We start from the raw sequence: 24,078 nt of genomic DNA, 5'->3' as shown, positions 1-24,078 counted from the left end.
ATGAAAACAAGCACCAGGGTCTTGATGGGTCCTGGGCCAAGTGATGTACATCCTCGGGTATTGAGGGCAATGGCCACTCCTTTGGTAGGGCATTTGGATCCCGAATTTTTAGTAGTGATGGACGATATCAAGCTTATGGTGCAGGAGACCCTTCAGACCAAAAACGAACTGACCTTTGTGGTCTCCGCTCCAGGCAGTGCCGGGATGGAAACCTGTTTGGTGAACTTGTTGGAACCTGGCGATGAGGCCGTAATCTGTATCAACGGCGTTTTCGGTAACCGCATGGCCGATATTGCAGAACGTTGCGGAGCAAAAGTCATCAAAGTTGAATCTGATTGGGGAAAAACCATTGATCCCAAAGAAGTTAAAAAAGCCCTGGCAAGCTGTAATCCTAAACTATTGGCCATAGTGCATGCCGAAACTTCAACAGGCGTTTTACAACCTTTGGAGGAGATCAGTAAAATGACAAAAAATGCAGGTGCGCTATTCGTTGTCGATGCCGTAACTTCCTATTGCGGTACCCAATTAAAAGTGGATGAATGGGGAATAGATGCGCTGTATTCCGGGAGTCAAAAATGCCTAAGTGCTCCTCCTGGCTTATCACCTGTTACCTTTAGTCAGGCTGCGATAGATGTCCTCGACAATAGGAAGACCAAAGTACAGAGCTGGTTTTTGGATCTGACCTTGGTAAAGAATTATTGGGCCGGAGCTAAAAGGGCCTATCATCATACAGCGCCCATTTCGGCCATGTACGCCATGCGCGAAGCATTGCGAATTATTCTTGAGGAAGGCTTGGAAAACCGTTTCGCACGTCATCAAAAAAATCATGAACTTTTACGCGATGGTCTGGAAAGCCTGGGATTTGAATTTTTGGTAGAGAAACAGTATCGCCTGCCCATGTTAAACGCTGTACGGATTCCTGAAGGCGTGAACGATGTAGAGGTCAGAAAGCGGTTGCTTGAAGAGTACAATATTGAAATAGGTGGCGGCCTGGGACCATTTGCAGGAAAAATATGGCGGATTGGACTAATGGGCGAAAGCTCCGACGCCAATCATGTGAATATGTTATTGGCGGCATTGAAAGATGTAATGTGATTCCACAAGAAGAAAACGAACACTGAACATACCGTACTGTAACAATAGGAACAGGTTTTGGGATCAACCCCAGAGGTTGTGTGTGTGTGTGTGTGTGTGTGTGAATTAGAAAAGATAGAATCAACTATCCCACAGTTCTTGTCCTGTTCATTTTTTGCATCGCCCAAGTGGGTAGCATTGGCTGCGCCGAATCTCGATTTGGCGGCAAATCATCGATTTCATGAATACCATTAAAAATCAAGAGCCCAGCCGATGAATAAAAACGACCAGGGCCGATAAACGAAGGTACAGTGTACCTTCGTTTAGAGGAGCCTGCCGAGGCCTGGACGCCTACCTAACGGTAGGCAGGCCTTCCATCCCCAAATGTGGAAACCACTTGATTTAAGACGAAATCGAAGATTCACGAAAACCTATAAAAAACAATAATAACCACTTAAGTAAATTGAAAATAGGCCGTTCATTTGTTCCGTCAACTTGTAAAGTAAAGAAAAATCCTGATCCGCTAGTGAATACCGTTGAATATTGTCCGTTAAGCCTGTTTTATTTCGATTTTTCGTATATTATAACTATGGATTTACCAATTGAGGCTTACGAGATACTTATTCCTGTTGCTGTAATCAGTGTAGCGCTGGTTGTGGTCCATTATCTAACAAAAGGCAGTAGGAATTTCCGAAGCAGCAGAAATAAAAAGGCTAGGAAGCAATTTTAATCTGCTACATTCCACTTCTAGATTTATTGAAGACCCACCTCTCCCTTGTTGAGAAAGTAAATTACTCGCCCTAGAAACAAGGTCCTTATTTTAAAAAGTCCAGCATTTTTTCATTTACTGTTTCCGCTTGATCGATAGATAAAAAATGTCCTGCATTTTGTATTACTTCCCCTTTCCCTTTTGGTAGCGTATTGGCTATTGCAACCGTTCTTCTTTCATTGATCATATCGTCATCCCCAATTAAAACCAAAACAGGCATTTGTAAGGATTTTAACTCGCTGTTGGAAAAAGGTTGCATACTGGTTACAAATTTGTTTTCAGAATCCATTTCCGTACCCAATTTATATTGCTTAAGGTAGGCATCATTAATTTTGGCTACATTGCTGGACATGCTTTTTAAGCTTTGTTCAATTTGTTTCTCCTTTGAAGAAAATAACGTCACAATATTTTTTAATAAATCCGTACTTGGTTTAATCCATGTAAAAGTCTGGGCCGGACTTAATAATATTAAGCTTTTTATTTTTTCCTGATCCTGCAATGCAAGGGTAACGGCCAACCAACCTCCTCGGGAAGCGCCAATGAGATGAAAGCTATCCAACTCCAAAGCAAATAAAACTTCTTTGTACCAAGCAGTAACTTTTTCTACACTTTCTATATCATTAGACAAATAAGACTTTCCTGGTTCCAGGATAAAGTCGATCGCAAACACCCGGTGGTTTTTGGCAAGTGCTTCAATATTTGGATACCACATGGTAGAACTGGCGTTCATTCCGTGAAGTAATACCACTGCTTCTGCATTTTTAGGGCCACTTACAATAACATGGGCAATTCCGTTGGTGGTAGGAATATACAATTCCTCAAAAGAGACATTCCATAATTTTAAAGTCGCGTCATAAGCTTCAAAATAAGCAGCATTGGAAGCAGATGCCTGAGTAATGTACTCCGGTGGTTTTTTATACTTACCGTATTGGTCGGCACAACCCGTCAATAAAACAAAAAAAGTAAGCAATAAAAATGGTCTCATAGAATGCAATATACAATGGATCAATCCCAAAAGTTATGTGAATTGCATAAAGATAGAATAAACTATCATGGAGTTCGTGATTTGTTCATTTTTTGCATCGCCCAAATGCGTAGCATTGGCTACGCCGAATCTCAATTTGGCAGCAAATCATCGATTTCATGAATACCATCAAAAATCAACAGACCAGCCTATGCCATTGAGGATATTAAGTTTAAATGCTTGGATGTTTTAATAAAGTTTCTAAAAAAATCATCATTTCTAAAAATTTGGATAACCTCTAAGCATGACACAAAAACTTTAAGGATTCATAAACTTGTTTATTCTTTGCTTGGTAAAAATTGGGTTGGCCCCTTCGCTTTTAGCCACCATGGCCCCGACAGCGCAACCAAAATTGATAGCGGCTTGGGGGTCTTCACCGCTAAACAACTTATAAATTACAGAGGCTAGAAAAGAATCCCCCGAGCCTACCGTATCAAGAACCTTAATCCTATAGCCACTATTATAATAAAAGATATTTCGGTGATACAATACAGCACCATAAGCACCTTTGGTGACACAAATTGTGTCTGTTTGGGTCTCTTTGGCTACAAATACAATAGTTTGCTCCATAGAATTGTATTTGGAACCAAGACATTCCGCTACCTCGTACAATTCATCATCATTGAATTTCACAAAATTAGCGTGCTGCATTAATTCCAGGAGCAGTTCCTTACTATAATGTGGTGCTCTTAAATTCACGTCAAAAACCTTGTATTGTGCTATTTCCACTAACCCCTTTAAGGTGGTCCTAGAAGTATTATCCCTACAGGCAAGACTGCCATATATAAATATATCCGTTTCTCTTAGCTGACTTTCATAGCGATTTTTTGTCAAAATTTTATCCCAAGCAACAGGATAGGCAATATCGTAGGATGCCACCCCCTTGTCATTTAAGACAACGTTTACTTGGCCAGTCCCATTACTGGAACTTATTTGTATCCCATCCGTATTTATGCCAGAGCTCCTTAGATATTTAATAATTCTTTTGCCCTCCTTATCATTACCGACACTACTTATCATACTAACGTCTACACCATAAGATTGTAGGCGCAAAGAAACATTCAAGGGAGCTCCCCCAATCTTTGAGTGTGTTGGGAAATTATCGAATAAAACCTCTCCAAAACAAATAGCTTTTAATTTTTTCATAATTCAAACTTTAAATAAAAGGCACGGAGAAACTACTCTCCGTGCCTTTAAAAACTAACTCAAACTAACTCGGACTTAAATTAATATCCAGGATTTTGCTTATAAAGTCCTCCTGTAAAATCTATTTCACGTTGTGGAATTGGATAGTACTCATCCCTGCCTGCCGTAAAAACTGCGCTGGACAAGAAATCCCTTTTTGTTTTTTCCTCGGTTAAATAGGCGTTCAACACTTCTGCTGCCTCACCCCATCTTACCAAGTCAAAGAATCGGGGACCTTCCATCCCAAATTCCAATCTCCTTTCAAATTTCAAGGCTTTCCAAGCATAGGCTTTATCCGGGAAGGTAGTGTACTCTTGAATATTGTAAATATCCGTCGCACCTGCATCGATCTGGCGCTGGGTACTTACAGCTGCACGAGCCCTAACTTGATTGATCAAAGGTAATGCCTCATCCCAGCGGTCCAATTGTATCAAGGCCTCTGCCTTGAACAGCAAAATATCTGCATATCTTATAAAATCAACATTCTTGGAAGTACCAACAAACGGTCCTTCCTTCACATAACAGGAGCAATCTGGCGCCTGTTGTTCCTTCATATTACCAAAATAGCCATAAACCCCTGGATCTCTGGCCCAACTAAAGTTATAAACCATATCACCGGTAGCATTAACAGTATTCCTGTATTTAAAAGGTCTTCCCGGAACCCCTACGGTATGATCCAACCTAGGATCCACCGTTAATCCCACCGCTGGTGTTACTGTTCCATCCTCATTAACTGTAGCGAATATATCCGTATCATTAAAATTATCCAATAAAGGCAATCCAGCAGCATCGGTCTTAAATGCGTTGACCATATTCTGACTGGCCAAATGAAATCCACAACACCCGTATAATGCAGATCCATGAGGAGAATTAAGTCCCGTTACAAAACTTACCCTACTTACTTTGGTACCGTCATTAATAGAAAATTGGGCAGCCCAAATTGATTCGGGACCATTATCGAAACCATCTAAAAAGTTGTTTCCATAATCTGCCTCCAAACTAGCAGTTACCTCATCGGCATAATCAATTACCTCTTGTAGCCTGGCCGGATTGATAGCAGTGACCTGATGCTGGTCATTCTGTTCGTACGCCTGGAAGAGCCTAAGTTTGGCCATATAGGCTGCAGCTGCATTTCTATCTGCCCTGCCAACCTCATCTTGCGATTGGGGAAGATTGTTGTAAGCAAAAATAAAATCCTCCGCAATTGTATTCCACAATTCATCGTTGGGCACATCATTTGTGACAGCAGCAGTTTCCTCTTGGGTCAGCCCTTCTTTGATGTAAGGAATTTTTTTAAACAAAAGTTTCATCATAAAGTGGGAATGTGCCCTCAAAAATCTAAGTTCCGCCTGTCTCAAAGTCTTATTTGGATATTCCGCGTCAGGTATGTCGTTAATTACGGTCAACGCAAAATTAGCTCTAGAAATGGCCTTGTAATAATTGGTCCAAGTTCTCGGGGCCATCCAATCCCCAAAATCTGGAATTGTTAGATTGTATTGCTCATAGCGGTCAATTACATCCACATCGCCACGGCCTCCACCACCTTTATAAGCATCATCCGAACGTACACTTCCATACACCCATTGATGGGTCAAGGGTCCGATCATTTCATCATTGGCAATCCCTGCGTAGGCAGCTACTACCAAGGCTTCGGCATTATCAGCTGTCGCCACATTTTCATTGGACAATACCCCCTCTGGTTCATATTCCAAAAAGTCCTTGTCACAGGAAGCCAGCAAAAACGAAACCAGCACTCCCATTATAAATATTATATTTCTTTTCATGATTTTCAATTTTTAAAAGTTCAAGTTAAGTCCCAATGACAGTACAGTTGGTACTGGGATATTATCAACAGTTGTACGCTCCGGATCCGATCCGATATAATCTTTTGGAGTAAACCAAAATAGATTCTCTCCTTGAAAATAAACTCGTAATCCCGTCATTCCCCAGAATTTGCTGATCATCTCCTCGGGTAAAGAATACCCTATTTGCAGATTTCTTATTTTGAAATAAGAATTCTTCCTAAATAAATAATCAGAAGTTCTAAGGTCATTGAATGCCAATGACAAAGATGGAATATCGGTATTGGTATTGGTCGGAGTCCACGCATTAAGAACACCAAGTCCGGCATTCTCCCTTCCTTGCGTAAAATTGTTCCATAATATATAAGGATCCTGACCAATTCTTCCTGCTACCCCAGAACCAAAAACGGAAAAATCAAAATTCTTATAACCAAGATCTATTCGGATACCATACTCTAGATCCGGCAATGTATTTCCAATAAAATCACGATCATCGGAATCTATTACATTATCCCCGTTAAGATCCTGGAATTTTAAGCCTCCTGGTCTTGAACCTACTTGAGTTGGGCTAGCATCGATATCGGCCTGACTTTGGAACAATCCATCCGTTTTATAACCAAAGATGGAAAATTGTGACTGACCTAGGATAGAATTCTCTGCCGTTCCGGGAAAACCTGCCCTAACTTCTTCAGGCAAAAAGGTTATCTCGTCTTTGAAAGCTCCAAAATTAGTAGATACCGCCATTGAAAATCCACTATCCCAAGTCTTGGAATAGGCAACGGAAAGCTCCCAACCTTTCGTCTGTGTGGTGGCTCCATTTAAAACACGCTGTTGCCCTTCTCCAATAACCGAGGCAATAGGGGGCGTGATCAAGATATCACTAGTTTTCCTTGTAAAATAATCGAAAGTACCAACCACTGCATTATTAAAAAGCCCAAAATCCACACCATAGTTGAATTCTTTAGTTGTTTCCCACTTCAATGCTGGGTTTGCCGCTTGAATGGAAACAAAACCTGATGGTAAGGTTCCACTATTATTGCCGCTTAGATCATAAGCTGTTCCAACATTGTAATATTGGTTGAAAAAGTCTGGAACAAATTGATCTTGATTAGGACCGTAGCGGGATTCGTATAGACCAAATCTTGCCAGATCACCAATAGACTGGTTACCCACTTCGCCATATCCTGCCCGAAATTTTAAATCCGACACCGCTCCTTCATCATTGAAAAAATCCTCTCTGCTAATTCTCCAACCCAAAGTTGCCGCTGGAAAAACACCATACCTATTTTCATCACCAAATCTTGAGGAGCCATCCCTACGCACGGTCACTGAAGCTAAATACTTATCTGCAAATGCATAGTTCAATTTTCCAAACTGTGACAATAGGCTGCTTCCACTGGAACGACCTGTATTGGTCCTAGCTCCTGTAGCCGCATCCAGAACAAAATAAGATTCTGTTTCTACCGCAAAACCATCGGCAATAGCGGTAACCGAATCAAAATCATTTTTAATGGATTCTGTTCCAACCAGTAGACCAAAACGATGATCTCCCAGTTCCTTAGTATAATTCAATGTATTGGTAAAGACAACGCTGGTAAATTTATTGGTGTCCAAAATCAACCTATTGTTGCTTCTGTTTACAAATCCATTGGTTACCTTGGGCTCAATATCCTTACGTTTGTAGTCACCATAATCGAGACCAATACTAGTCCTGAAGGTTAAATTGTCCAAAATTTGAAGTTCTGCAAATACATTACCAAAAATATTGGTCCTTTCTGTGTTGTCCCACCTATTTAAATACTGCATCAAAACAGGATTGTTTCTGTCCGAATACCCAGCACCCAATGGCCCACCATAATTACCGTTATTATCGAATAAAGGTATGGTCGGCGCCATACTTATTGCTAATACGGGAGTTAGGGCACTACCAATATCGGTAGAGGCCAAAGTTTCATCGGAGGTGGTAAAAGCAGTATTTACCCCGATTTTCAATTTGTCATTGAACAATTTAAAATTGGAATTTAATTTCCCGGAAAATCTTTCGTAACCTGTATGTTTTAAAATACCTGTATTCTTGAGATGCCCCAAATTAATGAGATGAAAGGACTTGTCCGTTCCTCCAGAAATAGAAACTTCGTTATTATAAACATAACCAGTTTCATAAGATTCCTCTTGCCAATCAGTATCCCCGGCAGGCACGTTGGTATCACCGCCAACATAAGGCTGAAGTGTAACACCATTTAGCACAGGATTATTAAAATCACCGTTCCAGTCAAAATTATAGATTTCACCATAACCTCCGGTTGGATCTGCACCATCATTAACGGAAGCCCTCCACAAGGCCTCTCCACGTTGTATGGAGTTCAACATATCATACCTTTGTTTTTTCTCTGACTGCACGGATAGGTTAGAATTTATGCTTACCCTATATTTTTCATCCCCTCCTGCTTTGGTACTGTTCTTGGTGGTTACTATGATGACCCCATTACCTGCCCTAGAACCATAAATAGAAGAAGCGGATGCATCTTTTAGAACCTGTACAGATTCTATGGTACTTGGGTTAAGGCCCGAAAAGACTTCTTGACGAACAGTTGGCACCCCGTCAATTACATATAGCGGATCATTATTTCCCAATGTTGTAACCCCTCGAATTAAAATTCGGCTACTGGTACCGTTAGGATTTCCAGATTTCTCTACGAATAGTCCCGGTACCCTTCCCTGTAAAGCCTGCATGGCATTACCGGAACTTAAACTTTGACCTTCAACAGGACCAAGTTCCACAACGGTAATGGCTCCAGTTAAATCGGCCTTTCTTTCGGTAGTATACCCGGTTAATACTACTTCGTCCAACATTTGCGCATCTGGCTGTAATACAATTGTGAAGGTTGTCTGTCCATTTACAGGAATCTCCATGGTTAAAAAGCCAACATAACTTACCGAAAGTGTCGCATCAGTGGGCACATCACCAAGTGTAAAATTACCGTCAAAATCTGTCGTTGTACCATTGGTAGTACCCGCCACTACCACAGAGGCACCTGGCAATGGCATCCCATCATCCTGGGAGGTCACCGTACCTTTTATCTGTTCTTGGGCCAATAGCCCCAAGGGAACAAATGTCATTAGTAATAAAAAGAGTTTTAGTTTCATAATTGAGTTGTATTTAGTTAATATTAAGTTCATTTACTTCTAACAAATCAAGCACAAAGTCTTGATTTACCGTCTCTATTGAAAGCGTCTCGAATGGTACATTGGGAAAGAAGATTTCCGTCATTACCGTGGACCCTTCATCAAAAAATAATTCTATGGATGTCTTATCCAAAAGGATAGATCCGGACAGCATTTTACTGCCGGAAATTCGTTTCGCAATACTTTTCTTATTCGAGAAAGTATCGGAAAATCCTGTTTTACCTGATTTATTACGATCGATGTAAAAAGTATCATCGATGCCGTTGTATCCAAAGAGCAATTCGTCCCCTTGCTTGTTGGAAAGCTTAAAAGTGAAGCTATCTTTTTTTATATCTGAAATATTGAAGTTGATTGCAGCCCGAGAAAAATTTATCTTTTCTGAATTGATGAGTGCCAATTCCCCATTCACTGCAATATTTTCTTTCTTATACTTTACACCTTTATAAGCGTCAATTTCATCAACTGGTTTAAAAGCCAACCTATAGGAATCTGCATCCTTAATCAATTTTATTTCCCTTGCCACGGTCATGGCACTACGCCAGGTTTCTGTAGGTACTTCATTGGCATATTCCCAATTGGACATCCAGCCCATATAAAATTTCCCGCCGTTCTTGGAGGTGACATTGGAAAAAGTAACCCCGGCATAATTGTCCTTCCCAAAATCGATCCAAAAGTTCTGACCCTTGTTTAGTACTGTTTCAAAATCCTTATCCATGGTAAATTTTGTACCATCAAAGTCACCAATAAAATATTGTGTAGCACTACCTCCATTTGGCCCCCCAGGATTAACACTTACATAGAGGATCCATTTGGTTTCATCAGTACCCTCTACTGGAACAGGAAATAGATCTGGACATTCCCAAACACCACCATGAGTTCCAATCTCCCTATTCAAATCCTTGCCGAAATCCGACAACAACTCCCAGCTTTTAAGGTCCTTTGAACCATAGAACATAACTTTGTCCTGAGCAGCCAAGACCATAACCCATTTCTTATGCTCCTCGTTCCAGAACACCTTGGGATCCCTGAAATCTCTAATTCCTGGATTTTTTATGACCGGGTTTCCTGAATATTTGGTCCAAGTAAGCCCTTCATCCAGGGAATATGCAATGGCCTGTGACTCAACATCGATTCCATTGGCCTTTTCAATTTCCATATTATGATATGTAAACATGGCAATTATCGGCACTTGTCCCCCTGTCCCAAAGCCAGAGGTATTTTGCAGATCCACCACTGCACTTCCAGAAAAAATATACCCCAGATCATCAGGATATAGTGCAATTGGCTGCTCCTTCCATTCTACCATATCGGTACTTATAGCGTGCCCCCAATGCATGGGCCCCCACTTATTACCGTCTGGATAATGTTGAAAATATAAATGATAATACCCATTGTAATGGAACATCCCGTTGGGATCGTTCATCCATCCAACCTTAGGTGTAAAATGGTAATTTGGACGATACAATTCTTCTTCCGCATCCAAAGTACTTTCCTGCTGGACAATAATGTCCGTGTTCTCTTTCTGCCCTTGTTCCTTGCATGCGAAAACTATGCACAGGCCTGCAATGGCAACAACTAATTTTAATCTATGTTTTTTCATACTTTCAAAAAATTGGGTTTAAATTTTATCTATTTATTCTCTTTAATTTCCTTTACCTTATCATCATTTGACCCATTGGATTTACTTAAGGATTTACTCAAAGCTTCTAAGGAAACCCCCTTTGTTTCCGGCATAATAAAGGCCACAAAGAGCAATTGTAGAAACATCATAAAAGCAAAGAAGGCAAATACTGTTCCTGCTCCAATAGAGGAAAACAAGACCGGAATCAAGGAAGGGATTATAGCAGCCAAGACCCAGTGGACCGAACTTCCAAAAGATTGTCCCGAACCTCTTAAATGATTGGGGAAAATTTCCGATATAAACACCCAGATTACGGTACCCTGTCCTACGGCATGTGCGGCAATGAACAGGAATAGAAATATAGCTACGGACATTCCTTCCCAATCGAAGAAAAAAGCACAGGACACCAAGGTCAGTGATACGATATACCCGATGGATCCTAGGTACATTAATTGTTTTCGACCAAGCCTATCGATTAGAAAAATACCCAAGAGGGTAAAAAGCAGGTTGGTGACGCCTATTCCAATACTGCTCAATAAGGCAGTACTTTCACCCAGACCAGCCTCTTCCAAAATTCTAGGGGCATAGTATAGAAAGGCATTAATACCGGAAGCCTGATTAAAAAAGGCCATACAAAAGGCAAGAATTAATGGGAAGCGGTATTTCTTTATAAAAATGTTTTCACCTGGTACCTTGTTTTCATTTTCCTGATTTATTTCCAACATCAATTTTTCTACATCTTGACCAGGATTTATCACTTTAAGTACATTTAGAGCTTCTTCGGTGCGCAGCTTGGTCAGAAGCCACCTTGGACTCTGTGGAACAGTCATGACAAATAGGGTATAGATTACAGCGGGAATGGCCTCTACCCCAACCATCCATCGCCAGGCATTTTCACCAATACCACTTAACAGGTAGTTGGAAAAAAAGGCAACCAATATTCCAAAGACGATATTAAATTGGTACAAGCCAACTAATTTACCCCTGTCCTTGGCCGGGGCAATTTCAGAAATATATGCAGGAGCGGCTATAGTGGATGCGCCCACTCCCAATCCACCTAAAAATCTAAAGAAGGCAAAGGTAATAGGGTCGTTTGCGAATGCAGAACCCAAAGCGGATACGGTGTAAAAAAGACCTATCCAGAACAGGGTTTTCTTTCTCCCCAACCTATTTGTAGGTATTCCGCCCAATAATGCTCCAACTACTGTTCCCCACAAAGCCATGGCCATTACTATTGTTCCATGGAATACATCAGAAGAACCCCATAAAATTTGCAATTTTTTGTCCGCTCCTGAAATCACTACCGTGTCAAAACCAAAAAGAAATCCCGCCAAAGCTGCAGTAATAGACCAAACCAATATTTTCTTCATATCGCAATTATTAAATATGAAGACTATATTATTACAATTTTTTTGGCAATTATTTTGTCAATGTTACAATCTGTAATGATTTCGTTAACACTATTTAAAATAAACACAAAGTGCTGACAACCAGAATGTTAATAAAATTATTTTAACAAAGAAAGTTTGACCTATTTATACTGATGTAACACAAAACTTTAAAATTGATACATGGTATTAAGGTAAAAGATTAAGAATACCCTAAAGTGATTTTTTATAGGCCCCTGGAGTAACACCATATTTACTTTTGAAGGCTGTAGAAAAGTAATTTGGGGAAGAAAATCCTGTGCTATACCCTATTTCCGACATGGAAAGATCTGTGTTTTCTATCATGGTTTTTGCATTTTCCAATCTATAATTGGAAATATAATCACTTACGCTTATGCCTATTATGGCCTTGACCTTTCTATATAACTGAACCCTGGAAATATTCAATGCATCAGCTAAATTTTCTACGGAAAAATTGGTATTGTCCAGATTCACCTTTATTTGTTGATTTAGTTGACGTACAAATAATTGTTCCGGGCTCCCAAACGCTTGCCCCTGATCAATTTTATGTATATTGTTGGTATAATAATACCTTAACTTTTCCCTATTGTAAAGGAGCGACTTTATAGATTGTGTTAATATGGAATAGCTAAATGGCTTTGTCAAATATAGATCCGCTCCGCTTTTAAGGCCCTGTAGAAAAGAATCCTTATTGCCCAAGGCTGTTAAGATGACAATTGGAATATGCGATGTTCGCAAATCGTTCTTTAAGATTTCACAAATTTCAAATCCATTTTTATCGGGCAAGTTAATATCACATATAATAACATCAGGAATATGCTCAAATGCCAACTCTATTCCATCGGTACCATCAGACAAAATCATATCATACTCGACACCTAGTTTATTCTTTAGAAAAAAACTCAAATCCCGATTGTCCTCTATTAAAAGAATGGAATAGCTATCCTCCCTAATCTTGGTATCAAGTTCCAAATAGTTATCATCCAAGGTAATCTCCCCGGAAAAATCACTCAGCGTTGTATCCGCCAAATCTGGGTCAATTACAATTTGATCTTCATTAAAATGGGTATTTCCTTTAAATAGGGTAATAATAAATTCCGTTCCGTGATAGGATTTAACTTCAATTTTACCAAGATGAAGTTCCACAAATTGTTTACTAAGATGTAAACCTACGCCTGAACTATTTTTCCTATTATTGGAACCCTTAAAAAATGGGGTGAATACATTTTTCAATTCGTTTTCCGGGATTCCTATTCCGTTATCCTTAAAGTGAATATCAACAGTACTTTTGTCCAAATTATCGTTAATTACAATATCGATTCTTCCATTATCAGGAGTAAATTTAAAGGCATTGGATAAAAGGTTAAAATAGACTTTATCCATTAAATTTCGGTCGATAAACAAGTCCAGATCCTCATTATTGGTGGTAATATTGAATTTGATTCCCCTCTTTTTCGCCTCCCCCATAAATTCATTAAATATATTGTTGGAGAACCTAAAAATATTTGTTTCTGAAGCCCTAACATTGAAATTTTGGTCTTCCACTTTTCTAAAATCCAATAAATTATTGATCAACCTTAACAAACGATTGGAGTTATTTTGAATCAATTCCACTTCAAATCCAGTTTTATAGCCCTTTTGTTTGTCCCATTCCCTTAAAGATTCTATGGAACTCATGATTAAAGTGATAGGTGTTTTAAACTCGTGGGATAGCCCTGTGAAAAAATTTAATTTGGCCTCATTACTTTCCTTTACTTCGTTAGCTATTTTTTCGATTTGATTTCTTTGGACAGTAATCTTTTTATTGATCAACTCCAGCTGCCTATTTTTCTTGGATATAGCTATTTTGGAATATATGCTATAAACGGCAAGGCCAAATATGATTACCGAAAATATAATAATGATTTTGAGGATATTATTTTGTGAATAGTAGAGTTGCTCTTGTCTTTTAATTGCGGAAATCTGAGATTCAATGAGACCTTGCTGCTCATTTATTTTACTGAATTGATTCTGCATTATATCAGCATTAAACTGATCAATAACAGTGGTGCTCAGAATATTATTTGTAGGCACCACCTCAGCGTTTAAAATTTTCAATGCGATTTTTATTGCCTCAGCACCCCCTGTAGGATACAATATCGTTGCATTTAGAACCCCATCTTTTACTAATTGTATGCCTCCGTTAGGTCCATTAAGTCCGTCAACACCGATGATTTTTATTTGGCCTTCCATGCCCAAATTCCTAGCTACTTCCCAGGCACCCTTGGCCATTCTGTCGTTATGGGCAAAAATATAATCTACCGTTCCGGTTCTTGACAATAATTCTCGTAACCTTTCCGTGATGGATTCCTCCTCCCAATCCCCTTCTATAGTTCCTGCAAATTTTATTTTGGGAAATTTATCCAAAATCTGATGAAAACCCAGACTTCTTTCCTCAGCAGGAGACGATCCAGCTAGACCCCTTATTTCAATAACCCTTAATGAATCCTGTACATTGGAAACTATGATTTTCCCAGCATTACGGCCAACTTCAATGTTGTCCGCGCCTACATATGCCGTGTACTTTTGATTGTCTGTTTTCCTATCTACCACCAGAATCGGAATTCCGGCATTCATAGCTTCCTCCACAATTGGGGTAATAGGTTTGGATTGAATAGGCGAAACAATAATAATATCAACACTGTCTGTTATGAAATCCTTTAACTGTGCAATTTGTTGTTGGACATTGTAGTTGGCGTTTGCTATACTTAGGGTAACATTGGGATACAAAGAGGCCTGTACTTCCATGGCATTGTTCATGGATTGCCTCCATTCGTCGGCCATCATGGCTTGGGAAAACCCAATCCTTATTTCGGCTTCATTATTCCTATCGGAACAAGAGTGGAATATAGATATAAAAGCCGCGACAAAAAGAAAAAAAACGCTTTGGAACCTCATTAAATGTTGGGTTAAAATGTAAACTTAATGAAATTGGAAACAATCATGTAAATTCTTCAATTAAATTCTATTGATTAGCTCAGGACAAAGAGAACATTATAATTATGATTTAGGATTTAATCCATTCCTATACTGCATTTGTAGCCTTGTCTAAAATTCAGATTGGTCCTTTATCTCCAGTGTAACCGGAATGAATTAATACGACTGGGGTTGAAGACTTTAAGATTAGGGATCACTATTTTGCATTCAAAACAGTGCAATTGGCATCAATAAGTATAAAAGTAATTTTAAATCCAATAACTATGTATGTTTTTTATAATAATTCTAATAACAATTCATAAAAAAAAGTAACAATACCCCCGTTTATAAAAGGTTTAGTGTTGTGATCGCAGAAGGATTACCTACGATGCTCCCTCGTTATCAACGCTGCAAATTAAAAGGCATCACCGAAGATGCGAATATTGAATAGAATTTTATCATTTATACCATCCACCATTCCTGGGCGGGAATCCCTACTGAGGTAATCAGTGAAGGATTGGGCCGCAATTCCTATCCGTATTATTCTACTGCTTTTAAAAAAAGTGAGCCTTTTTTGAGCCTTTTGTAAAACCAAAAAAGCCTCCAATTTCTTGGAGGCCTCGTAATTATTGGTGATGGCACTAGGATTCGAACCTAGGACCGCCTGCTTAGAAGACTTTGAAATGGAACTACAAATCAATGCAAAATACATCATATTATATTGATTTACAGGTGTTTAATTCAATTTCGATAAATTTTGATATCATTTGATATCAAATGATATCAAAAAAAAGTGAGCCTAAAGTGAGCCTTGTTTTTTAGTAACTTTAAGTAAAAGAACAAGATTATGGCCAAGGTAAGATTGATATTGGACACCAGAAAATCGGCAAAAAGTGCAGCCAACGGATTGTATCCCGTTGCCCTAAGATTGTTTCACCATAAAACAAGGATCATACGCCTGCCCTATTTCAGCTCCCCCGCTGGATGGGACGATAAGTATATGCGGATGAAAAAGTCTGCCTTTAAAAACAACCATATTGATTGTGACAAGGCCAACGAATCCATTTACGACAAGCTCCATATTGCACGTAAGCTTATTGTTGACCTTGGAGAAAGTATAGAAGGGCTCGACCCCGATGTACTGGTTGAATACATCCGAAAGGCCTGGGATAAAAAGGTGGTCACCAAAATACGGGAAGAAGTCCATAACGGAATGACCTTGTCCGAATGGGGAAATGTGATCATCGACAGGAAATTGAAATCCAACAAGCCCGGTACCGCCTCATGGTATGCCGGGGGGATTAGGGCATTCATTAAACTGAACGGGGACAATGACCTACGTTTGGACGAGATCAATGTAACCCTATTGAAGAATTTTAAGATCGAGCATGAATCAAAGGGCAACTCCAGTAATGGCATAAGTTCCTATATGAGGGCGGTAAGGGCCATCTATAACAGTGCTATCAAAGAGGACCAATTTACTACCCAAAAAAATCCCTTTGAACACTTTAAGATTCCCACTACCAAGCGTACCAAAAAGAAGGCTATAATAAAGGTGGATTTCATGAAGATCAGGGACCTGGACTATAAAAAGGGAACCCCAATATGGCACGCACAAAATTATACCCTTATAATGTTCAACTGTAGGGGAATGAATTTTATAGACCTAGTAAAACTCCAGGTAAGGGACATGGCCAATGGCCGTATATTCTACGGGAGGAGCAAAACCGGGGACCAACTTTCCGTTCGCATAACAGATGAGCTCAAAAGATTATTGGCTTACTATGCCAAAGGCAAAAAGAACGATGACTATTTATTTCCCGCCAACTATGATGGAAGTACCAAAAGTTATGAAAAATATAAATCCATACGAAGAAGGATGAACGCCCATCTAAAGGTCATTGCCTCGGATGCAGGAATTGAAGAGGAATTCACTACCTATACTATCCGCCATTCCTGGGCCACCATCGCCAAGTTTATGGGAATATCAATAGAGGTAATAAGTGAAGGCCTGGGCCATAATTCCCTACGAACTACCGAAATTTATTTAAAAAGCTTTACCAACCATGTATTGGACGAGGCGAACGAGCTTATTGTTTCATAGGTTATTATTCCATGAAAAATTGTAAACCCAAATGATTGCCAAGGAGACGGGCATAAAAGAGGTTTTACTTGCCTATTCCGTTGGGGTTTTGAAACTTAATACTCGTTAAATCAAATCACGCTATTTCTCAAAACGCCTATACCTTCAATTTCCAATTCTACCACATCACCAGGTTCTAATGGTCTATGAACCGAAAAGTTATTTTCAATAAGGCTTCCCCAACCAACGGTACCACTACCTAAAATGTCACCAGGCATTAACGAAACATTATTTTCTGAAGCTCTTTTTATCATTTGCGGAAAGGTCCAAAACACGGTTTTATAATTACCTTCGCAAATAGTTTCTCCATTAATACGGGATGTCATTTTTAAATCAAATCTTCCATTGGTAGTTAAAGGCATCGCCAGATGTTCCGGATGTGTTTCTCTAGAAATGGTACAACGGTATTTCTCGAACTCATCTTTGGTAACAATACAAGGTCCGATAGCGTTTGCAAAATCTTTCCCTTTATGCGGTCCAAGAGGTACGGTCATCTCTTGTCGTTGAATCGCTCTAGCAGTCCAATCATTAAAAACGGTATATCCAAAAATATAGTCATCGGCATTTTCGGCTTTAATATCTGCGCCTTTTTTGCCCATAACGACGGCCATTTCTAATTCAATGTCAAATTTGGTTTCTTTCTCAGGCCTCTTTATTTCATCTTCTGGCCCATAAATCGCCTGATGATTGGTAAAGTAGAAAATAGGAATGTTATACCATTCTGGGCTAACGGTATGCCCAAAGGACTTTGAAGCATTTAACATATGTTCCTCAAAAGCGACATAATCTCTAAAACTTCTTGGATTCGTCAATGGAGCCAAGAGTTTTACTTCGGATAATTGATAATGAGGTGCTAGACTTTCTAGATTATTATCCTTTATTATTTTGAAATACGTTTCATGGTCATCAATAAAGCTGAGCATATCATTTGGTAAACTGGGGTCCGCTTTTTGCATAGCAATTACACCATTGCCTTTTAACCAGCCAATTTTAACAGCTCCTTTATTATTTTGAAAAGTAACTAATTTCATAACATTACTATTTTATTAATGTGGTGCCATTAAAGTACCAACAGCCTTACCAATGACTTGACCAATATTTGCTCCTTCAGGAAGCGGTTTTCCTTCAAACTCCAATAATTCCCATTCTGCGAGGGTTTCTGATGCATCTACAATCGCCATACATCGTTGGTGACGTCTTTTCATAAAGGCTGTAAAAGCTTCTTCAACAGTATCTGCCTTATCCAATTCCTCTGCTAAAACTACACCATCTTCAAGTGCCAATGCAGCACCGGAGCCTAATTGCGGAACGGTTGCATGGGCACCATCACCAATAACAATAGCTCTATTTTTAAACCAAGGGTCTGGTAAATGACTTGCTTCTATTGGACGATAATTGACCAAATCTGGTTCTGTAATTTGAGGGATGACGTCTTGGGCAATCTTAGCTGGAAATTCAGATAAATAATCCTTTAACATGGGCACATAGGCAGATTTCTCAATCCATGGGTTATCTGCTCCTTCGGCAGACACCAAGAACATATACATACTGTCTTCAGACATTGGTATAAATCCAATTTTACTTCGCTTTCCATAATACATATATGCCGTATCTAGGTCCTCATGCTTTTTAAAGGCATACCGCCAAACTGAAACACCCATATACTTTGGTTTAAAATCACCAAAAATCAATTTACGCATATCAGAATTTATACCATCTGAAGCGATTAAGATGTCATAGGTTTTTTTAGTGTTATCCGTAAATGTTACGGTAACGTCATCTTTGTTATTTTCGATATGGGTAACCGTAGTTCCCATTTTATAATGAACACCAAGATTCATAGCCTTATCATACATGATTTCATGTAAAGTACGTCTTGAAATACCATTATGGCTAGGGTATTTGCCTATTGGTGGTGCTCCTGCAAGACCAATAAAGTGCCCCGTAGAAGTGTACATTTTTAATTGTCCGTATGGATAACCTTGCTTCATGGTTTCATCAGCTAAGCCTAATTCATCCAATGCTCGGAGTGCATTCATTTGTTGAATGATTCCTACTCCATATACATTATACACATCTAGTCTTTCTGCTATTTCAACTTCAACACCCTTTTGGGCTAAAGCAATTGCAACGGACTGACCTCCAATACCACCACCAACTACGAGTACCTTTTTTACTGCTGACATAATTAGAACTTTTAATATTATTACCTAGGGAAACAAGCTATTACGCATGAATTTTTTCTGCAATCCAATCGTACATATCTAATGTAGGCATGAAATTATCTACTTGACAATGTTGCGCACCACTTTCTCCATCTGGTACAATTTTCATTTTATGTTCACAGGTAAGATGCTTTTCTAGTGTGATGGCATGCTCCGCAAAATTTTGCTTATCGCCACCACCATGCATAATGAATGTAGGCATTGAAATTTTTTCTGCAACGCCATTTTCTAGAGTAAAACCTTCTAGTTTTTTAAGCACACCTTCGTAGGTGTCTTCATCCATAATATGCTGTACAATTTCAGCAAGTGGATGTTTGCCACTACGCCCAGCCCAAACGGAATAATAAGACCAAACGGCTCCAAAAATCATACATACCTTAAAACGCGGTTCAAAAGCTGCACACCGTGCGGCCATATAACCTCCCATAGAAACACCTGCAATGCCAACACTTGTAGTGTCAACTTCATCTTTTAAGTTTTCTAAAACCCAGTCTAGAACAGCTGTGCCAGCCACATTATAATCGTGTCTAGAATGAATGTGGTTTAAACGTAAAGCTGCGCCTTGACCTGGTCCGTCCATAGCTAATAAAGCGATGCCTCTTTCCATTAAATGGTCTCCAATTCCAAAATAGAGTTCTTCAGCCAAACTATCTAATCCTCCAAACATGACCATTACTGGTGGGTTTTTTACGCCCTTAGGCTTGAAAAGATACCCAGGTAAAAAAGAACCTTCAAAAGGGACTTCTACTGTTATTGGTTTCTCGTCAAAGTATTTTGTTGCATTAATAAATGCCTGACGTGCTTTCACGTAGGTCTTAATTTTTCGGTCATCATGTAGATTCATGAAAAACTCTGCCGTACGCAAATAATTGAACGCTCTTAAATAGGTTCTTCTTGCAGAAACAAAAGCTTTCTTATTCTCGTAATCTTCTGCCCATTCATAAACTTCGTTGCCTTTGTTTAACCAAGCTATATTAAAGGTCTCTCTATTGTCTGGGTCAATATTACCTGCTACTTCCAAAATTTCTGCAAATTCACCACCGCCATAATGGGCTTGGGTCAACGCTCTATTTACTTGGTACGAAGGCATATATTTGCCCGGAAAAAAATGCCACATAGTTTTATAATTTTTTAATTTCTCTTAAAAAGGATATTTTAAATATCTACAGGTTTCACTGTACCATCATCAGATAGTCCAAGTTTTTTACCTTTCGCCATTTCTGCAAACGGATTTACAGAACCCCATGCATCATTTGGGTTATCTTTTAAATAATGAACATCTAAATGATCAGGTGCAAACACCAATCTAGCACAAGCATAGAATTCAAATAAAATTCCACTTCCTGGATCAACAATGTAGATAAAGAAACCTTCATCTGCCTTATGTCTTGTTGGTGCACCCATAACACTCTTATACCCCTTTTCTATAAAATAGTCTAAAGCTAAAAGTACCTCTTCACGACTATCAACATTCCAACAAATATGATTTAAAACTGCTTGATTTGGTTCTATATTCGGGTCTGTAAAGATGGCAATGTCATGTGATAAGTTTGCAAGGGTATGTAAACCTCCAATTGGGGGTATTTCATCTGAAATACGAATTTCATCCGGATTTTTAAATCCTAAAGCTTTCCAAAATGCTTTTTCAGCAGGGTAAGCACCTTTTGATACCATATATGTTACATGATCAAATCTTCTAGGATTGGCACCTTGTAAACGATTGCTAGCATATCGATCTGCATACACACTACCACGTTCACCTTCTTCTCGAAGCCATTGTACATCCCAAAAAACTTCATGCATATGGCCTTCAGGAGATTGAAATTTAAAAGCTTTACCATGACCTAGGTCACCATCATACCAACCTCTGCCGGCACCAATACTTTCCAAATATTCAACAGCTTCTTCTAAAGCCTCTGGGCTATCCGCTCTCCACCCAATATGTCCAAGTCCAGACTTGTCGCTTTGCGTCAATTTTAAGGTATGATGAAAATAATCTCCCCAAGCTCTTAAATAAACCGAACCTTCTTCTCTTCCTGTAATATCCATTCCAACAATATCACCAAAAAAATGTACCGATTTTTCAAGGTCTTTGGTTAAGACCTCAACATGGGCCATTTGCGAAAAATAATGTGGGTTTTTTGCCATTTTATAAATTTTTTTATTCTTTCTTTAGTATTACAAATTTACTTTATACTCACTCAAATTCTGAATCATTAAGAGGGATGTACTATTCTAAATCAATTATATTTATATTTATTGCAAGGTTTATTTGGTTTAAATTATTCATTTTAAGCTAAAATCTGCTTAAGATAAGAAGGTGACTGATTTAGTGCTTAAGACCAATTTTACATATTAGGTCTCGATTACGCTGAACTATTACCAATTATCTATTTATGCTTTTCGTTAATTAAACCTTTTCATAAAACCTATTTTATTTGTTCGTATTGACTCAATTCCATTCCGCTTCCAATAGGCAATAATACTGAAGAGAAAACTCCTGTATTACGTATTCGGTTTTGATAGCGTTTTGTTTCTTCAATTGATTGTGCCGGGAATATCATATTATCTGCAACCACCCAAGCCTTATTTTTTAATTTAGGATAAAATAATTCAAAGCAAGGCAGGTATAATTCTTTCCAAACATCTACTAAAACAAAATCAAAAGACTCTTTTGCTTCTTTCATAAGCGCTAAAGCATCACCCACTCTAAAATCAACATATTCCGAAAGACCCGCTTCATTCAATTTATGTTTAGCGTATGTTACTTTGGTTTCATCGGCCTCTAACGTAATTACAATGCCGTCATTTTCTCTTGCTGCCTCTGCCAACCATAGGGTAGAATAGCCATAAGATGTTCCTATTTCTAATATCGTTTTTGATTTAGCTGATTTTAATAAGGTATTCATAAAAACGGCAGCATCTTCACCTACCGATAACAAAAACTCATCACGCCGTTTCATACCTTCAACAACAGGCAAAGACTTCATAATCTCATCCTCTGACTGCATGCGCTCATCATAAGCCGCTAAAACTTGAAGAAATTTCGAATCCTTTTTCATGCCTTTTTATTCCGCTGATTTTAATTTTTTCATCATAGCACCAAAAGCTGGTCTAAAATCTTCAAATAGTGGATTGTCTTTGTTCTTTAACATAACTTCACTAAAAAGTTTAAGTCCAATTGCAAATTCTACCGAATCTTGTTCCGTTTTAAAACGGTTTCGTTTTTTCATACGTTCGATAATATTGAATATATTATCATGGTTGCCAAATTCTAATTCAATAGGATCATAGACTTTGTCATCTGGTCTTAGTAATTCTAAAAGCTCTAGTTTTAATTTATATTTATTTGCTTTCTTTTCCATAATCTTTGTGCTTCAGAACTAATTGATTTTCTGCATTTACGAACAGTTTCTCTCTTAACTAAAATGCCTAGGCACCTAATTTTTCATAAACTATTTATCTACTTGCTTACGGTCTCAACAAACACTTTTCCCTTGGTTTCCTCTAATTTGGATAAGAAAAATAAGGCTAATACTGCCAATGCTGCAGCAACCCATAAAAATGCTGATTCATCAAAAATATCTGAAAGTGCTCCAGATACGGCAGGAATAATTACACCACCAACAATTTCTGCAACCGCAGTTACAAAACCAATTGCTTTTGCTTTTAAATGATTAGGAACGGCTTCAGAAGGCACTATAGCAGCAACTAGAGGTATTGCACCTACCATAGCGTAACTTAAAAACATTGCTGGTAAATGAATACTAGACCCATTTAGAAAATATACTGCAAAAGGATAGAATATACCCAGACCAACAGCGATATAAAGTGCTTTTTTTCTTCCAATCTTGTCAGAGATACCTGGAAAAAATAAAGATGAAATAAGCATCGCAACACCTAATAGGCCCATGGTTTTTTGCATATCACCAGCAGACATTCCTTGTACATCAGTAAAGTATTTGGTAATGAAAGGTATGGTAGCAAACCACCAACCAAAGACGCAGCAAGCTAAAGCAGTTCCCCATTTGATATTCTTGTAAGCCCAAATTTCTTTTAGTGCAAAACCAGTATCGTTTTTAGCGCCCCTACTTTCTGTAGTTGATTTTTTAAGGTAGAAGGCTGCAATTAGCCCTAATACCAAACCAGGAACACCTGCAATATAAAAGGCTGTGCGCCAACCCATATTTTCAGCTATTTGAATCAAAATTACGGGTGCTAAAATAGAACCAAATAATGCCCCACCAACGGCTTGTAATATACCTACATTAAGACCAAGTCTACTAGGTGTAGATTCTCGTTCCACAAAGACTTGCGCCAATGGAATTACCGGACCTTCTGCCAAACCCATAATTAAACGAGCCACCAATAAGGTACCAAAACCAATAGCCATACCTGAACCAAATGAACAGACTGAAAAAATAACGATGGCAATTAGAAAGGTGATTTTGTTTTTATTCTTAGACTCTGACCATGCTGTAGTATAATAACTTGAAAAAGCCCAAGCCAAAGACAATACTCCTGCTAAGAGTCCTATTTGAGTATTATTTAAATTAAGGTCTTTGGCTACGAAGGGTACTAAATAATTTAGTGCTAACCGGTCAAAAAATAGTACTCCAAAGGTCAAGGCCATTAGAGTAACTATTCCATTTTCATAAGAAAAGTATTTTTTCATTGCTACAATA

Annotated in this window: 17 protein-coding genes; 2 read left to right on the top strand and 15 right to left on the bottom strand. The window is 38.7% G+C overall.

What is annotated here, in order from left to right:
* The gene (locus LV92_RS03115; protein ID WP_111622337.1) at positions 1–1,095 is read left to right on the top strand and encodes a pyridoxal-phosphate-dependent aminotransferase family protein; all 1,095 of its coding nucleotides are present in this window, start codon (positions 1–3) and stop codon (positions 1,093–1,095) included.
* Between the two features lie 794 nt (positions 1,096–1,889).
* On the opposite strand, the gene LV92_RS03110 is transcribed toward LV92_RS03115, so the two are convergent.
* The 8 genes from LV92_RS03110 to LV92_RS03075 form a co-directional block, all read right to left on the bottom strand.
* Positions 1,890–2,828: an alpha/beta fold hydrolase gene (locus tag LV92_RS03110; RefSeq protein WP_111622165.1), complete on the bottom strand. Its 939-nt coding sequence runs from the start codon at positions 2,826–2,828 to the stop codon at positions 1,890–1,892.
* Positions 2,829–3,125: 297 nt separating this feature from the next.
* A complete protein-coding gene (locus tag LV92_RS03105; RefSeq protein WP_111622164.1) occupies positions 3,126–4,013 on the bottom strand; it encodes a carbohydrate kinase family protein in 888 nt (295 codons plus the stop codon).
* 80 nt (positions 4,014–4,093) lie between these two features.
* Complete coding sequence (locus LV92_RS03100) at positions 4,094–5,836, bottom strand: RagB/SusD family nutrient uptake outer membrane protein (protein WP_111622163.1); 1,743 nt, start codon at positions 5,834–5,836, stop codon at positions 4,094–4,096.
* 12 nt (positions 5,837–5,848) lie between these two features.
* Entirely contained in the window at positions 5,849–9,001 is a 3,153-nt protein-coding gene (locus LV92_RS03095) for a SusC/RagA family TonB-linked outer membrane protein (protein ID WP_111622336.1), read from the bottom strand.
* 13 nt (positions 9,002–9,014) lie between these two features.
* Positions 9,015–10,640 (bottom strand): glycoside hydrolase family 32 protein, encoded by a 1,626-nt coding sequence (locus LV92_RS03090; protein WP_111622162.1) that lies wholly within the window; start codon positions 10,638–10,640, stop codon positions 9,015–9,017.
* 29 nt (positions 10,641–10,669) lie between these two features.
* On the bottom strand, positions 10,670–12,031 hold the full coding sequence (locus tag LV92_RS03085) for a sugar porter family MFS transporter (protein ID WP_111622161.1): 1,362 nt from the start codon (positions 12,029–12,031) through the stop codon (positions 10,670–10,672).
* A gap of 231 nt (positions 12,032–12,262) precedes the next feature.
* The gene (locus LV92_RS03080; protein WP_111622160.1) at positions 12,263–15,007 is read right to left on the bottom strand and encodes a substrate-binding domain-containing protein; all 2,745 of its coding nucleotides are present in this window, start codon (positions 15,005–15,007) and stop codon (positions 12,263–12,265) included.
* Between the two features lie 433 nt (positions 15,008–15,440).
* On the bottom strand, positions 15,441–15,740 hold the full coding sequence (locus LV92_RS03075; RefSeq protein WP_146613502.1) for a hypothetical protein: 300 nt from the start codon (positions 15,738–15,740) through the stop codon (positions 15,441–15,443).
* Positions 15,741–15,872: 132 nt separating this feature from the next.
* Between LV92_RS03075 and LV92_RS03070 the strand changes: the two genes are divergently transcribed.
* Positions 15,873–17,129 carry a tyrosine-type recombinase/integrase gene (locus LV92_RS03070; RefSeq protein ID WP_111622158.1) on the top strand — a complete coding sequence of 419 codons (1,257 nt, stop codon included), beginning with the start codon at positions 15,873–15,875 and terminating at the stop codon, positions 17,127–17,129.
* 110 nt (positions 17,130–17,239) lie between these two features.
* Here the strand turns inward: LV92_RS03070 and LV92_RS03065 are convergent, their stop codons facing one another.
* The 7 genes from LV92_RS03065 to LV92_RS03035 all read right to left on the bottom strand — a co-directional run bounded on the left by LV92_RS03065 (position 17,240) and on the right by LV92_RS03035 (position 24,068).
* On the bottom strand, positions 17,240–18,199 hold the full coding sequence (locus tag LV92_RS03065; RefSeq protein ID WP_111622157.1) for a fumarylacetoacetate hydrolase family protein: 960 nt from the start codon (positions 18,197–18,199) through the stop codon (positions 17,240–17,242).
* 15 nt (positions 18,200–18,214) lie between these two features.
* Positions 18,215–19,354: an FAD-dependent monooxygenase gene (locus LV92_RS03060; protein WP_111622156.1), complete on the bottom strand. Its 1,140-nt coding sequence runs from the start codon at positions 19,352–19,354 to the stop codon at positions 18,215–18,217.
* Positions 19,355–19,394: 40 nt separating this feature from the next.
* Positions 19,395–20,510, bottom strand: coding sequence for an alpha/beta hydrolase family protein (locus tag LV92_RS03055; protein ID WP_111622155.1), 1,116 nt, complete (start codon positions 20,508–20,510; stop codon positions 19,395–19,397).
* Positions 20,511–20,548: 38 nt separating this feature from the next.
* Positions 20,549–21,541: a VOC family protein gene (locus tag LV92_RS03050; protein ID WP_073240423.1), complete on the bottom strand. Its 993-nt coding sequence runs from the start codon at positions 21,539–21,541 to the stop codon at positions 20,549–20,551.
* 281 nt (positions 21,542–21,822) lie between these two features.
* On the bottom strand, positions 21,823–22,455 hold the full coding sequence (locus tag LV92_RS03045; RefSeq protein WP_111622154.1) for an O-methyltransferase: 633 nt from the start codon (positions 22,453–22,455) through the stop codon (positions 21,823–21,825).
* A 6-nt stretch (positions 22,456–22,461) separates the two neighbouring features.
* Complete coding sequence (locus tag LV92_RS03040) at positions 22,462–22,758, bottom strand: DUF3861 domain-containing protein (protein WP_111622153.1); 297 nt, start codon at positions 22,756–22,758, stop codon at positions 22,462–22,464.
* 98 nt (positions 22,759–22,856) lie between these two features.
* A complete protein-coding gene (locus LV92_RS03035) occupies positions 22,857–24,068 on the bottom strand; it encodes an MFS transporter (RefSeq protein ID WP_111622152.1) in 1,212 nt (403 codons plus the stop codon).
* Positions 24,069–24,078: the final 10 nt, after the last annotated feature.

Source organism: Arenibacter echinorum, from assembly GCF_003259375.1.
Lineage (GTDB): Bacteria > Bacteroidota > Bacteroidia > Flavobacteriales > Flavobacteriaceae > Arenibacter > Arenibacter echinorum.
Note: the sequence above shows the minus strand (reverse complement) of the source record. Positions and strands in the feature narration are given on the sequence as shown.

Coding starts and splice junctions, on each gene's coding strand:
- LV92_RS03070 (WP_111622158.1), top strand. CDS start 15,873: ATGGCCAAGGTAAGATTGATATTGGACACCAGAAAATCGGCAAAAAGT.
- LV92_RS03035 (WP_111622152.1), bottom strand. CDS start 24,068: ATGAAAAAATACTTTTCTTATGAAAATGGAATAGTTACTCTAATGGCC.
- LV92_RS03045 (WP_111622154.1), bottom strand. CDS start 22,455: ATGAAAAAGGATTCGAAATTTCTTCAAGTTTTAGCGGCTTATGATGAG.
- LV92_RS03115 (WP_111622337.1), top strand. CDS start 1: ATGAAAACAAGCACCAGGGTCTTGATGGGTCCTGGGCCAAGTGATGTA.
- LV92_RS03110 (WP_111622165.1), bottom strand. CDS start 2,828: ATGAGACCATTTTTATTGCTTACTTTTTTTGTTTTATTGACGGGTTGT.
- LV92_RS03075 (WP_146613502.1), bottom strand. CDS start 15,740: ATGATGTATTTTGCATTGATTTGTAGTTCCATTTCAAAGTCTTCTAAG.
- LV92_RS03105 (WP_111622164.1), bottom strand. CDS start 4,013: ATGAAAAAATTAAAAGCTATTTGTTTTGGAGAGGTTTTATTCGATAAT.
- LV92_RS03060 (WP_111622156.1), bottom strand. CDS start 19,354: ATGTCAGCAGTAAAAAAGGTACTCGTAGTTGGTGGTGGTATTGGAGGT.
- LV92_RS03065 (WP_111622157.1), bottom strand. CDS start 18,199: ATGAAATTAGTTACTTTTCAAAATAATAAAGGAGCTGTTAAAATTGGC.
- LV92_RS03100 (WP_111622163.1), bottom strand. CDS start 5,836: ATGAAAAGAAATATAATATTTATAATGGGAGTGCTGGTTTCGTTTTTG.
- LV92_RS03040 (WP_111622153.1), bottom strand. CDS start 22,758: ATGGAAAAGAAAGCAAATAAATATAAATTAAAACTAGAGCTTTTAGAA.
- LV92_RS03055 (WP_111622155.1), bottom strand. CDS start 20,510: ATGTGGCATTTTTTTCCGGGCAAATATATGCCTTCGTACCAAGTAAAT.
- LV92_RS03085 (WP_111622161.1), bottom strand. CDS start 12,031: ATGAAGAAAATATTGGTTTGGTCTATTACTGCAGCTTTGGCGGGATTT.
- LV92_RS03080 (WP_111622160.1), bottom strand. CDS start 15,007: ATGAGGTTCCAAAGCGTTTTTTTTCTTTTTGTCGCGGCTTTTATATCT.
- LV92_RS03095 (WP_111622336.1), bottom strand. CDS start 9,001: ATGAAACTAAAACTCTTTTTATTACTAATGACATTTGTTCCCTTGGGG.
- LV92_RS03050 (WP_073240423.1), bottom strand. CDS start 21,541: ATGGCAAAAAACCCACATTATTTTTCGCAAATGGCCCATGTTGAGGTC.
- LV92_RS03090 (WP_111622162.1), bottom strand. CDS start 10,640: ATGAAAAAACATAGATTAAAATTAGTTGTTGCCATTGCAGGCCTGTGC.